This window comes from Leucobacter sp. PH1c, from assembly GCF_000633415.1.
Lineage (GTDB): Bacteria > Actinomycetota > Actinomycetes > Actinomycetales > Microbacteriaceae > Leucobacter.
This window is the reverse complement of record NZ_AYMV01000019.1, coordinates 49,093-61,130: the sequence shown is the minus strand read 5'-3', so window position 1 is coordinate 61,130 and position 12,038 is coordinate 49,093. Positions and strand designations below refer to the sequence as shown.

General features: G+C 70.7%; 9 protein-coding genes. 3 read left to right on the top strand and 6 right to left on the bottom strand.

Going from position 1 to position 12,038, the window contains the following annotated elements:
* Positions 1–103: 103 nt before the first annotated feature.
* The 4 genes from sucD to U874_RS0106680 form a co-directional block, all read right to left on the bottom strand.
* Positions 104–1,006, bottom strand: a complete 903-nt coding sequence (sucD, locus tag U874_RS0106695) for a succinate--CoA ligase subunit alpha (protein ID WP_025133767.1) — start codon at positions 1,004–1,006, stop codon at positions 104–106.
* A 34-nt stretch (positions 1,007–1,040) separates the two neighbouring features.
* Positions 1,041–2,207, bottom strand: coding sequence for an ADP-forming succinate--CoA ligase subunit beta (gene sucC / locus U874_RS0106690; RefSeq protein ID WP_025133766.1), 1,167 nt, complete (start codon positions 2,205–2,207; stop codon positions 1,041–1,043).
* A 119-nt stretch (positions 2,208–2,326) separates the two neighbouring features.
* A complete protein-coding gene (locus U874_RS0106685) occupies positions 2,327–3,379 on the bottom strand; it encodes a diguanylate cyclase (RefSeq protein ID WP_025133765.1) in 1,053 nt (350 codons plus the stop codon).
* Entirely contained in the window at positions 3,376–4,389 is a 1,014-nt protein-coding gene (locus U874_RS0106680; protein WP_029987837.1) for a GGDEF domain-containing protein, read from the bottom strand. The genes U874_RS0106685 and U874_RS0106680 overlap by 4 nt, the downstream gene beginning before the upstream one ends.
* A gap of 211 nt (positions 4,390–4,600) precedes the next feature.
* On the opposite strand from U874_RS0106680, the gene U874_RS0106675 reads away from it, so the two are divergent.
* Complete coding sequence (locus U874_RS0106675) at positions 4,601–5,242, top strand: TetR/AcrR family transcriptional regulator (protein WP_025133763.1); 642 nt, start codon at positions 4,601–4,603, stop codon at positions 5,240–5,242.
* 94 nt (positions 5,243–5,336) lie between these two features.
* Here U874_RS0106675 and U874_RS0106670 read toward each other — a convergent pair whose 3' ends face one another.
* Positions 5,337–7,931, bottom strand: a complete 2,595-nt coding sequence (locus U874_RS0106670) for an ATP-dependent helicase (RefSeq protein ID WP_025133762.1) — start codon at positions 7,929–7,931, stop codon at positions 5,337–5,339.
* A 144-nt stretch (positions 7,932–8,075) separates the two neighbouring features.
* Here U874_RS0106670 and U874_RS0106665 point away from each other — a divergent pair, with 144 nt between their 5' ends.
* Positions 8,076–9,083, top strand: coding sequence for an asparaginase (locus U874_RS0106665; protein ID WP_029987835.1), 1,008 nt, complete (start codon positions 8,076–8,078; stop codon positions 9,081–9,083).
* Here the strand turns inward: U874_RS0106665 and U874_RS0106660 are convergent.
* Complete coding sequence (locus U874_RS0106660; RefSeq protein WP_025133760.1) at positions 9,080–10,189, bottom strand: glycerophosphodiester phosphodiesterase family protein; 1,110 nt, start codon at positions 10,187–10,189, stop codon at positions 9,080–9,082. The genes U874_RS0106665 and U874_RS0106660 overlap by 4 nt on opposite strands.
* A gap of 339 nt (positions 10,190–10,528) precedes the next feature.
* On the opposite strand from U874_RS0106660, the gene U874_RS0106655 reads away from it, so the two are divergent.
* A complete protein-coding gene (locus tag U874_RS0106655; RefSeq protein WP_025133759.1) occupies positions 10,529–11,368 on the top strand; it encodes a Bax inhibitor-1/YccA family protein in 840 nt (279 codons plus the stop codon).
* Positions 11,369–12,038 lie beyond the last annotated feature (670 nt).

Below are 12,038 nucleotides of genomic sequence, written 5' to 3'. Positions count from 1 at the left end.
GGGGTCACTCCGGCAGGGTGGTGCGTGCCGCGGCTGCGCGACACCCTGCCGGAGTGACCCCGATTCGCGAGGGGTGAGGAGCGAGGGGCTCCGGGGCTGCGGCCTAGAGCGCCGCGAACGCCTCGCGGAGGAGCTCGGCCGTCTCGGTCGGCGTCTTGCCGACCTTGACGCCCGCGGCCTCGAGGGCTTCCTTCTTCGCCTGCGCGGTGCCCGCCGAGCCGGAGACGATCGCGCCGGCGTGGCCCATCGTCTTGCCCTCGGGCGCCGTGAAGCCCGCGACGTAGCCGACGACCGGCTTCGTCACGTTGGCCTTGATGTACTCGGCTGCGCGCTCCTCGGCGTCGCCGCCGATCTCGCCGATCATCACGATCGCCTTCGTCTCGGGATCCGCCTCGAACGCCGCGAGGGCGTCGATGTGCGTCGTGCCGATGACGGGGTCGCCGCCGATCCCGATCGCGGTCGAGAAACCGAGATCGCGCAGCTCGTACATCATCTGGTACGTCAGCGTGCCCGACTTCGAGACGAGGCCGATCGGCCCCTTGCCCGTGATCGTCGCGGGAGTGATGCCCGCGAGCGCCTCGCCGGGCGTGATGATGCCGGGGCAGTTCGGGCCGATGATGCGGGTCTTGTTGCCCGTCGCCTTGGCGTGCGCCCAGAGCTCGGCCGAGTCCTTGACCGGCACGCCCTCCGTGATGATCACGAGCAGGCCGATGCCCGCGTCGATGGCCTCGACCGCGGCGTCCTTCGTGAAGGCCGGGGGCACGAACGCGACGGAGACGTCGGCGCCCGTCGCAGCCATCGCCTCGGCGACGGAGGCGAAGACGGGCAGCTCGACCGTGGCGCCCGAGGCGTCGACGTGCGAGACGGTGGTGCCGGCCTTGCGGGCGTTCACGCCGCCCACGACCTGGGTGCCCGCGGCGAGCATGCGCGCCGTGTGCTTCGTGCCCTCGCCGCCGGTGATGCCCTGGACGATGACCTTGGAATCCTTGTTCAGGAAGATCGACATTCTGTTGCTTCTTTCCGTGAGTCTCGGCGTCGGGTTATCGCGCGTTGGCGAGTTCGGCGGCCTTGTCGGCGCCCTCGTCCATCGTGGCGGCCTGGGTGACGAGCGGGTGCGCCGCCTCGTTCAGGATCCGGCGCCCCTCCTCGACGTTGTTGCCGTCGAGGCGCACCACGAGCGGCTTGTTCGCCGCGTCGCCGAGCTTCGCGAGCGCGCCGACGATGCCGTTGGCCACGGCGTCGCACGCGGTGATCCCGCCGAAGACGTTCACGAACACCGACTTGACCTGCGGATCGCCGAGGATCACGTCGAGGCCTGCTGCCATGACCTCGGCCGAGGCGCCGCCGCCGATGTCGAGGAAGTTGGCGGGCTTCACGCCGCCGTGGTTCTCGCCGGCGTAGGCAACGACGTCGAGCGTCGACATCACGAGGCCCGCACCGTTGCCGATCACACCGACCTCGCCGTCGAGCTTCACGTAGTTGAGATCCTGCGCCTTGGCCTTCGCCTCGAGCGGATCCTCGGCGCCCTTGTCGGCGAGTGCCTCGTGCTCCGGCTGGCGGAACTCGGCGTTCTCGTCGAGCGAGACCTTGCCGTCGAGTGCGATCACGTCGCCGGCGCCGGTGAGCACGAGCGGGTTCACCTCGACGAGCGTTGCGTCCTCGCCGACGTACACCTGGTACAGCTTCTCGAACACTGCGGCGACCTTGCCGACGAGCTCCTCCGGGAACTTCGCCGCGCGGGCGATCTCCTCGGCCTTCGCGGCGTCGATGCCGGTCAGCGGATCGACCTCGATGCGCGCGAGCGCCTCGGGCTTCTCCACGGCCAGCACCTCGATCTCCATGCCGCCCTCGACGGAGCAGAGGGAGAGGTAGGAGCGGTTCGCCCGGTCGAGCAGCACGGAGAAGTAGAACTCCTGCGCGATGTCGGCGCCCGCGGCGACCATCACGCGCTTGACCACGTGCCCCTTGATATCCAGCCCCAGGATCGCCTCGGCCGCGGCGTACGCCTCGTCCGGGTTCTTGGCGACCTTCACGCCGCCGGCCTTCCCTCGGCCGCCGGTCTTCACCTGCGCCTTGACGACCACGACGCCGCCCAGCTTCTCGGCCGCGGCTCGCGCCTCGTCCGGGGTATCGGCGACGATGCCGGCAAGCACCGGCACTCCGTATTCTTCGAAGAGGTCTCGTGCCTGGTACTCGTACAGATCCACGTACTGTCCTTTGTTTTTTCGTCAGAGGAAGCGAGGCAGAAAATGTCTCGATGTCGAGATAAGTCGACCAGGCCCGAGTCTAGCACTGCGCGCGGACCCGACACTCCGCGCGCACCCAGCTAGCGGAGCCCCTTCGCTCGGTACAGCGCGGCGTCGGCGCGCTCGATCGCGGCGTCGAGGTCCTCGGTCGCCCCGACCGCCACGAGGCCGTACGACCAGGAGTGCCCGGCGCCGCGCCGCAGCCCGCCGAGCTGCGCCGCGGCCTCCGCGTAGCTCGCCCGGAGCACGACCACGAACTCGTCGCCGCCGAGCCGCGCGACGAGCCCGCCCGAGCGGCCCGAGATCCCGCGCATGCCGACCGCGCGCATCCAGCGCTCGGCCCCGTCCCGCAGCGCGTCGTCCCCCGCGGTGTGCCCGCCGGACTCGTTCAGCTGCCGGAAGTCGTCGAAGTCGATGATCGCCACCGCGATCGGCTCGCCCGCCTGGCGGGCGCGCTGCCGCAGCTCGGTCGCGGCGATGAGGAGGCCGCGCCGGTTGAGCGCCCCCGTGAGCGGGTCGGTGCGCGACTGCACCTGCCCCTGCCGCCGCACGGCGCGCGCGCCCTCGAAGCAGAAGAGCGCGATGCAGACGGAGTACGCGACCATAATCGTCGGCGAGCCGAGCCCGTGACCGAGATCCGGGTTCCAGATGAGGGCGGATCCCACGCGGAGGATGCTGAGCCCCATGAACACCCGGGCGACCATGCCCGAGTAGAACCAGCCGACGTACAGCGCGATCACGGGCAGCTCGAGCAGGGCGTTGATCTCTGCGTGCGGGTGCTGCACCCGGAGCAGGAAGAACGACGACCAGGCCTCAATGAGCGCGACCATCGCGATGCCCGCCCAGCGCGGGTAGCGGTGCCCGAAGACGAGGGGCACGATCCCCGCCCCGAGGTACACGAGCAGCCAGATGAGCACGGAGCGCGCGTTGATGTCCGGGTGCGGGAACAGCAGATCGGAGAGGAAGACGAGCGCGAGGAGGAGCGGGATCAGCGCGCTCACGATCGAGAACGGCGTCTGCCACCGCGAGAAGCGCTCCAGCTGCACCTGGAGGAGCAGCCGGGCGCGCTCAATGCCGCCCGCGTCAGCGGGGATCGTGATCGGGATCCGGATCCTGCCGGATTCGGTCATCATGGCGACCCGCTCTCGCGGCCCGGGGGCCGGCCGTCGCGGGCGCGGCGCTCGTCGCGCGCGCGGCGCACGCGCTTCCACGCGAACAGCTTCGCATCGGCGCGGGCGAGCAGCTCGTCGGCGCTCTCCCCCGGCAGCGCCTGGGCGATCCCCCACGACCAGGGCTGCTCGGAGACCTCGCGGAGCCGGTCGACGATCACCTGCGCCTCGCGCGCGGTCGCCCGCGGGAGGATGAATGCGAACTCGTCGCCGCCGAGCCGGGTCACCGAGTCGCCCGAGCGGATCGCGTCCTTCCACGCGGTGACCGTGCGGCTCAGCACGAGGTCGCCCGCGGCGTGCCCGCGGGTGTCGTTCAGCTGCTTGAAGTTGTCGAAGTCGACGGCGACCACGCTGAGCGGCGCGCGCGAGAACGCGCGCTTGCGCAGCTGGTACTCCAGCCGGTCGGTGAGGCCCGTGCGGTTCTGCGCGCCCGTGAGCGGGTCCGTCGAGGCGATGCGCACCTGGCGGCGCCAGAGGTAGGTTCCCGAGGCGTAGCAGAAGAGCATCACGAGGAGGGCGTGCACGGCGACCGGCACCCCGATCGCACCGTCCGCGGAGAACAGGGGGTTGCGCAGCATGACCGCACCGAACGACACGAGGCTCACGGCGACGAGCGTCATCGCGAAACGCGGTCGCACGAACCAGCCGAGGTAGAAGGCCACCACCGGGAGCTGCTGCACCGAGGCGATGACGGACGCGGAGTCGTTCGCGAGCCCGAGGAAGTAGACCTGGGCGATCATGAAGAGGAACACCGCAGCGGTGCCAACCCAGCGCGGCACGCGCCTGCCGAGGAGCAGCGTGGCGAACGAGCCCGAGAGACAGAGCACGAGCAGCACCCACACGAACCAGCGGTTCCCCATGGTGCGGTGGAAGGCCAGATCGGCGACGAGCGTGAGGCTCAGCAGCAGGGCCGCGAGCATGAGGTACGCCGAGTGCGCGTCCTGCCGACGCAGAAATGGTCGTATCCCGGCCATTCCCGCCCCCTTTCGCGCACCCCAAATGACACCCATCGACAATTACCCACAGGTAGCGTACACACTTCGCCCAGGATTCCCCAGAGCTTTTCGTGAGGTTCACGCCTCCGTGCTTTCTCAGCCGTCCTCGGTACACTCGTCGGAGCCGATGCCGTGCTCCCGAGGCGAGCGTTCCACCAACCCGGTGTCGGACGGAGATGAAGTCGACGTGATGAGCCCCGCAGCCCCCAAACCCGAAGGCCTCCGCGCACGGAAGCGCCGGGCCACCGAGAACGCGATCGAGCTGTCCGCGGTATCGCTCGCACTCGAGCACGGGGTCGAGAACGTCACCGTCGAGGCCATCTGCGAGGGCGCGGACATCTCGCGCAGCACCTTCTTCAACTACTTCGCGTCGCGCGACTACGCGATCGTGGGGCGCGCGGTGAGCCTGCCCGAGGGCACCGAGGCATTCACCATTCTCGACAGCTGCCCCGAGGATCTCACGCTCGGCACCTTCCGTCTGCTCTTCGCGGCGATCGGCCACAACTACGTGAACTCGGACGTCGCGCGCATGCGCACGCAGCTCATCATGGAACAGCCGCTCGTCTCCCGGATGGCGTCGGCGACGATCCTCGAGTCGGCGTCGGCGATGATCATCACGGCGGCGGCCTGGCTCGAGGCCAACCCCCAGCACGCGAAGCTCGATTCGCCGATCCGGGAGGCCTCCCTCGCCGTCACGCTCATGCACGGCGTGATCACGACGCAGATGTCGGAGTGGATGGCCTCGTCCGGAGACACGACGGCCGAGGAGTCCGACTTCGCCCGGGTGATGGACGAGTACCGGATCCTCCTCGGCGCGACCCCCGCCGCCTAGCGGGGCGCCGCGAGGCCCCGCGTCCGAGCGGGGGCCGCTGAGCGGGGCGCCGCGCCGAGCGGGCGCCCCGAGGCGCCGCAGCCGCGCCCGTCGGCTACTCGACCTTGCTGATGGGCGCCAGCTTGACGAGCAGCTTCCGCTCCCCCACGGAGTCGAACACGACGTGCGCGATGCGCTTCGTGCCGGATCCCGTGACCCCCGTGACGCGCCCCTCGCCGTAGTCGTCGTGACGGATGCGGTCGCCCGTGGCCAGTTCGAGGTCGCCGTTGTCGCGCGTTCCCGCCCCGATCGTGTTCGGGAAGCCGCCGCCCGCCGCCTGCGCGGCCTTCGCCGCACGCTTGCGCTCGCGCCACTGCTCGAGCGCGGACTGCATGTTGCCGCTCGCCGGCTCGGAGACGGCGGCCGCGCCGGATCCGCCGCGCCCGCTGCCGCTCCCGAAGGAGACTGACGAGTCGCTGCTGCGCCCCGACCACGACCGCGATCCGCTCGCCCCGGGGCGCGACGGCGCGTTGAGCGCGCGCGAGGCCGTGCCGCCGCGGCTCGTCACTTCGCCCGGCGACTGGCGCCAGTCGATGAGCCCCTCGGGAATCTCCTGCAGGAACCGCGAGGGCATCGCCACGGAGACGTCGCCGAACGTGGCACGGGTGGAGGCGAGCGTGAGGTACAGCCGCTCGCGCGCCCGCGTGATGCCGACGTACATGAGGCGCCGCTCCTCGTTAACGCCGCCGACCTCGTCGACCGACATCTGGTGCGGGATGAGCCCCTCCTCGACGCCCGTGATGAACACGGCGCGGTACTCGAGGCCCTTGGCCGTGTGCATCGTCATGAGCGAGACGGTGCCGCTCGTGTCGTCGAGATCGTCGGCCGCGGCGACCAGGCTCACCTCGGTGAGGAAGGCGAGGAGCCCCGCCCCCGGCTGCTTCGCATCGAACTCGCGAGCCACGGCCACGAGCTCCTCGAGGTTCTCGGCGCGCGCATCGTCCTGCGGGTCGCGGCGCGCGCGCAGCTTCTCGACCATCTCGGTCTCGTCGAGGATGAGCTTCAGCACGTCGCCGACCGGGGCCGGCTGCTTCTCCTCGGCGTCCTCGCCCGGCGCAGCGGCGACGTCGGTCGCGCCGCCGCCCGCGGCCATCTGCGCCGCGCGCGTGAGGAGCTCCGCGAGCCCGCGCACGGTTCCCCGCAGTTTCGGGCCGATCTGAGGCACCTCGTCGACGCGCAGCATCGCGTCGTGGAGGGAGATGCCCTGCGCCTCCTGGAAGTTCGCGAGGTGCGCCTCGGCCATGGGACCGATCCCCCGCTTCGGGGCGCCGAGCAGCCGCGACCACGCGATCGGATCGTACGGGTTCGCGATGCTCGTGAGGTACGCCATCGCGTCCTTCACCTCGGCGCGCTCGTAGAACTTCGTGCCGCCGAGCACGCGGTACGGGATCGCCGAGCGGATGAGCAGTTCTTCCAGGGCGCGCGTCTGCGAGTTCGTGCGGTAGAACACCGCCATGTCGTTGTAGTCGAGGCCCTCCCGGTGCAGATCCTCGATCTCCTCCGCGACGAAGCGCGCCTCGTCGTGCTGCGAGTAGCCCGTGAAGCCGACGATCTTCGCCCCGTCGCCCTCCGCCGTCCAGAGGTTCTTCTCCTGGCGGTCGAAGTTGTTGCCGATCACCGCGTTCGCCGCGGAGAGGATGTTCTGCGTTGAACGGTAGTTCTGCTCGAGCTTCACGACCTCGGCGCCCGTGAAGTCGCGCTCGAACTCGACGATGTTGCGGATATCCGCGCCGCGGAAGGCGTAGATCGACTGATCCGAATCGCCCACCACGGTGAGGCTCGCTGCGGGGATCTGCCCGTTCGCGTCGAGCTCGCGGGCCCGCACGGGCGGCACGAGCCGGTCGACCTGCTCGACGGCGATCGGTCGCGTGAGCTCGCGGATGAGCGAGTACTGCGCGTGGTTCGTGTCCTGGTACTCGTCGACGAGGATGTGCCGGAAGCGGCGCTGGTACACCGCCGCGACATCGGGATGCGCCCGGAAGAGGTGCACCGTCTGCCCGATCAGGTCGTCGAAGTCGAAAGCGTTGGCCCGGCGCAGCTCCTGCTCGTACATGCGGAAGATCTCGACGAAGAGCCGATCACGCGGATCGTTCTCGTTCATCGTCGCCGCGTAGCCGCTCGCGTCGGTGAGCTCGTTCTTCAGGCGGGAGATCTTCGAGCCCGAGTTCGCGGGAGTGAAGCCGTAGCTGTCGGCGTCGAGCTCCTTGATGATTCGCTTGAGCAGCGCGCGCGAATCCGCACTGTCGTAGATCGTGAAGCCCGAGACGTAGCCGAATCGCTCCGCCTCGCGCCGGAGGATGCGCACGCAGGCCGAGTGGAACGTCGAGATCCACATCCCGTCCGCAGTGTCGCCGAGGAGGCCGCCGATGCGCTCGCGCATCTCGGCCGCCGCCTTGTTCGTGAACGTGATGGCGAGGATCTGGCTGGGCCAGGCCTCCTTCTCGCGGATCAGGTGCGCGATGCGGTGCGTGAGCACCCGCGTCTTCCCCGAGCCGGCGCCCGCCACGATCAGCAGGGCGGGGCCGCGCGCGATCACCGCGCGTTCCTGCGCGGGGTTCAGCCCGTCCAGCAGCGGGTCGGTGCCGGCCGAGCCCGCGGTGAACGCGCCGCCCGCGGGGGCGCCGGGATCCAGAAGTTCGAAGTCGCTCATCGTGGCACCAGTCTAGGCGGCACCACTGACACGCGGGATGCGCAGGGGCGGCTCGACGCGCTCCGGCGCCGCCCGCCACGCGGACGGACCGGGACCCCGGCGCGATCCGGCCCGGACTGCCGCCCGATCGGACAGAATGGAGGGATGTCAGCTCTCCCCTCCGGTGCCCCGTCCGTGCTCGTCTTCGCGACGGGCGGCACGATCGGCATGCGCGAGACCGACCACGGCCTCGCGCCCGATCCCGATTTCCCCGAGGTGCTTGAGCAGCTCGTCGCGGGGATCTGCGGCCCGCTCGGAATCACCGCGCGCATCAACCACCTCCTCCCACCGATCGACAGCGCGAACGCCGACGCGGAGACCGCCCCGAAGATCGCGCGCGCGATCCGCGCCAGGGTCCGCACCCACCGGCCCCGCGGCGTCGTGATCACCCACGGCACCGACACGCTCGCCTTCACCGCCGCCCGCCTGGCCTTCGAGCTCGGCGACCTCGGGGTACCCGTCGTCGTGACCGGCAGCCAGCTCGCGCACGGCGCGACGGGAAGCGACGCGCGGGGCAACCTCTCCCTCGCGATCCGCGCCGCGGTGAAGGCCGCGCCAGGCTCCCCCGTCGCCGTCGCGTTCGGCGGCGCGCTCCTCCCCGCCGTGCGCACCACGAAGCACGACAGCCGCGCGCTCGCGGCATTCCGCGCCGAGGCGCCGCTCGCGCCGGCCGCGCACGGGCTCCCGCGCCTCGCCGCGGAGGATCATGCCGGCCTCGCCCGCGTGCTCACGCTCCGCTTCGTGCCGGGCATGACCGTCAGCGACGTCCGCGCGGCCGTGGGCGGCCGCCCCGACGCCGTCGTGCTCGAGTGCTACGGCAGCGGCAACGGCCCCATGGCCCGCCCCGGCATGACCGCGGCGCTGCGGGAGGTCTGCGCCGAGATCCCGATCGTCGCGATCTCGCAGTGCGCCACCGGCGGTGTCGACTTCTCCCGCTACGCCGTGGGTCAGGAGCTCGCAGCGTCCGGGGTGATCGACGGCACCGACCTGACGCTCGAGGCCGCGATCGCGAAGCTCGGCTACCTCCTCGACGGTGGGGTGCGCGGCGCCGAGCTGCGGGTGCTCATGGAACGAAACCTCGTCGGCGAGTGCGCGGGGACCGTCGCGCGCTAGCCCACGGACCCCGCTTCCGGATCGGACCCCGGCTCCGGATCGGACCCCGGCTCCGGATCGGACCCCGGCTCCGGGGCAATCCCCGTGCCCGATCCGTCGCGCAGTGCGACCCCGAGATCCGGGTGGTCCAGGAAGACCCCGTCGACGCCGGAATCGAAGATCAGCCCGAACTCGCTGCGCCAATCCCCCCACTCCGCGGGGCGGAGCGACGTCTGGTGCTTCACGTTCAGGAAGCGGTTCTCAGGCCGCAGCGTCCACGTGAACACCCGCAGGCCGCGCGCGTGCGCCCGGCTCACGAGGTCCGTGGGCCCCGTCGCGCGGCCAAGCCCGTTGATCCGGATCAGATTGCCCTTGGCCACGCTGATCCCGTCGACGCGCTCCGCGAGGAAGTCGAGCCCGGCGTCGCCCCGGTACCAGGCGTAGCTGCGCTCCGGGCGGCCGGGCAGCGGCTCGTCGGGCGGGGTGCCGAAGCGCTCGGTGAGGAAGACGAGCGAGGCGCGCACGCGATCCCGCGCGAGCTGCTCGAGCACGCCCAGCTCGAAGGACTCGATCACGAGCCGTTCGGGGCGCGCGTCCCACCCCGTCGCCGCGAGCTCCGCCAGGAGCAGCGCGCCGAGGTCGTGCCCCTCCCCCGCGAGGAACTTCGCGTGCTTCACTTCGACGACCACGCCGAGCGGCCGACCGCGCGCAGCGCTCTCCTCATCGATGATGCGGAGCACGTCGCGGAGGCGCAGGATCGGCTCCTCGCCGTCGAAGGCGCGGCTGTCCGGCCGCAGCTTCCCGAGCCGCTCACGGCAGCGCAGCGTGGCGAGCTCGGCCCACGTGAAGTCCTCCGCGAACCAGCCGGTGTGCTTCGCCCCGTCGACCACCTTCGTGGTGCGGCGGTCGGCGAACTCGGGGTGATCCGCGACATCGGTCGTGCCCGAGATCTCGTTCTCGTGGCGCACGACGAGCACGCCGTCCCGCGAGACCACGACGTCGGGCTCGACGGCGTCGGCGCCGAGCCCGAAGGCGAGCCGGTAGGCCGAGGCGCTGTGCTCGGGGCGGTAGCCGGGAGCCCCGCGATGGCCAATGATGAGCGGCCCGCCGGGCGCACGCGATGACATGCCTCCAGCGTAGGGCACCCTGCGGTCCCGCGGCGGGCGAGTTCCGGGCGCGCGGCGCGGGCCGCGGGCCGCGGGCCGCGGATCCCGAGCATCCGATCCCGAGCACCGGATCCAGAACCGGGCGCGCGCCGCAGGCCGCGGATCCCGAGCACCGGACCCCGAACCGGGCGCGCGCCGCAGGCCGCGGATCCCGCACGGCTCCTGGCCCGCCGGCGCCGGATCCGACCCGCGCCCGTACCATGTACGCCGTCCACGAACAGGGGCGAAGTCCCAGCCGCGACGCGCCCGCGCTCAGTAGGATTGAGCTACTCGCATACGCCTGGAAAGGAATCCCGACGCATGAGCAACCCGGCTCTCAGCAACAACCCGGCACTGAACGGCAAGACCCTCAGCGCTGATGAGCTGCGCCGCATCTACGATCAGCCCGCTGCGCAGACGCAGCGCCCGGGCATCGACACCCCCGCCGAGGCGGGCATCGGCGGCGAGCAGCCGCCCGTCATCACCCCGTCCGACAAGCCGATGACCTACGAGAACACCATCTCCAAGACGGTGCTCCTCTTCCTCATTGTGCTCGCCTTCGGCGCGGTCGGCTGGTTCATGCCGATCCTCGTGCTGCCCGGCGCGATCGCCGGCCTCGTGCTCGGCCTCGTGAACTCCTTCAAGAAGGAGCCGAGCGTTCCGCTCATCGTGGCCTACGCGGTGGCGCAGGGCCTGTTCCTCGGCGGTATCTCGGGCGTCTTCGAAGCGCAGTGGCCGGGGATCGTCTCGCAGGCCGTGATCGGCACGCTCGCCGTGTTCGGCGTGACCCTGCTGCTCTTCCGCAGCGGCAAGGTGCGCACCAGCCCGAAGATGACGAAGATCGTGCTGATCGCTATGGTCGGCTACCTCGCCTTCTCGGTGGTCAACATGATCCTCATGTGGACCGGCGTGAACAGCGACCCGTGGGGCCTCCGCGGCGTGCAGGTGTTCGGTATGCCCCTTGGCTTCGTGATCGGCCTGCTCGCGATCTTCCTCGCAGCGTACTCGCTCGTCATGGACTTCGAGCTGATCCAGAACGGCGTGCGCAACCGCGTGCCCGAGAAGTGGGCGTGGTCGGCGGCCTTCGGCCTGATGGTCACGCTGATCTGGCTCTACGTCGAGATCCTGCGCCTGCTCGCGATCCTGCGCGGCAACGACTAGTCGTCTCGGTGCGCCCGCCTCGGCGGCGCCTCTTGACTCCCCCAGCGGGGGCCCAGCTTCGGCTGGGCCCCCGCTGGGCGTTTCTGGGGTTGGTTCGGGGTGCGGGTGGTTCGGGGTGCGGGTTTTGGCGCCGGTCCCGCTGGCCCCGCCGGCCCCGCTTGCCCCGGTTCCGGTCCCGCGAGCCCCGCTTGCCCGGTCAAGATCCGGACCAGTTTGATCCAGTTAGACGGGGCCATACTCCACCAAACTCGAACCAAGTTCGAGTTTGCACCGGAACACCCGCCCAGCACAGCCCGTACCGCTCAGCCAGGCACAGCCCGTACCGCTCAGCCAGGCACAGCCCGACCCCAGAACCGCAAGATCCGGACCAGTTTGATCCACTTAGACGGGGCTATACTCCACCAAACTCGAACCAAGTTCGAGATTGCACCGGAACACCCGCCCAGCACAGCCCGTACCGCTCAGCCAGGCACAGCCCGACCCCAGAACCGCAAGATCCGGACCAGTTTGATCCGCTAAAGCAGCGCTATACCGGATCAATCTCAAACTTTGTGCGAGAAAACCCCGGATCACCCACGCACCCCACCCGCACACACCACCCCACACACCACAGCGCCGGGCCGCACCCGAAGGTGCGGCCCGGCGCTGTGCGGTCAGCCGAAGGGCGCGG

Coding starts and splice junctions, on each gene's coding strand:
- sucD (WP_025133767.1), bottom strand. CDS start 1,006: ATGTCGATCTTCCTGAACAAGGATTCCAAGGTCATCGTCCAGGGCATC.
- U874_RS0106685 (WP_025133765.1), bottom strand. CDS start 3,379: ATGATGACCGAATCCGGCAGGATCCGGATCCCGATCACGATCCCCGCT.
- U874_RS0106680 (WP_029987837.1), bottom strand. CDS start 4,389: ATGGCCGGGATACGACCATTTCTGCGTCGGCAGGACGCGCACTCGGCG.
- U874_RS0106675 (WP_025133763.1), top strand. CDS start 4,601: ATGAGCCCCGCAGCCCCCAAACCCGAAGGCCTCCGCGCACGGAAGCGC.
- U874_RS0106670 (WP_025133762.1), bottom strand. CDS start 7,931: ATGAGCGACTTCGAACTTCTGGATCCCGGCGCCCCCGCGGGCGGCGCG.
- U874_RS0106665 (WP_029987835.1), top strand. CDS start 8,076: ATGTCAGCTCTCCCCTCCGGTGCCCCGTCCGTGCTCGTCTTCGCGACG.
- U874_RS0106660 (WP_025133760.1), bottom strand. CDS start 10,189: ATGTCATCGCGTGCGCCCGGCGGGCCGCTCATCATTGGCCATCGCGGG.
- U874_RS0106655 (WP_025133759.1), top strand. CDS start 10,529: ATGAGCAACCCGGCTCTCAGCAACAACCCGGCACTGAACGGCAAGACC.